The organism is Bradyrhizobium sp. Kon58, assembly GCF_055807455.1.
Map to the genome: position 1 here is coordinate 1 of NZ_JBVVOT010000600.1, position 245 is coordinate 245.

The 245-nt window shown below is 64.9% G+C and carries 1 pseudogene; it reads right to left on the reverse strand.

The window, feature by feature from the left end:
- A pseudogene (locus AC0L20_RS41635) lies at positions 1–168 on the reverse strand (nitrilotriacetate monooxygenase); the annotation flags it as partial.
- Between the last annotated feature and the right edge of the window lie 77 nt (positions 169–245).

Here is a 245-nt window from a genome sequence, read left to right on the forward strand (position 1 = left end):
GCCCAGGCGTCCCTTGAGGTCGCTGTAAAACGCTTGGGCGTTGGCCAATGAGGTTTGTGCGGTAAACACCACTTCGGCGGTTTGCGCGGCCAGTTCTCGGCCGGTTTCCGAGGAGCCGGCCTGTACGATGACGGGTTGGCCCTGGGGGGAGCGCGCCAAAGCCAGCGGCCGCTACTACGACCCCGAAAAGCGTCACGTGCTCGACCACGTCGGCGAACACTTCCGGGTCAAAGGCCCGCTGAACG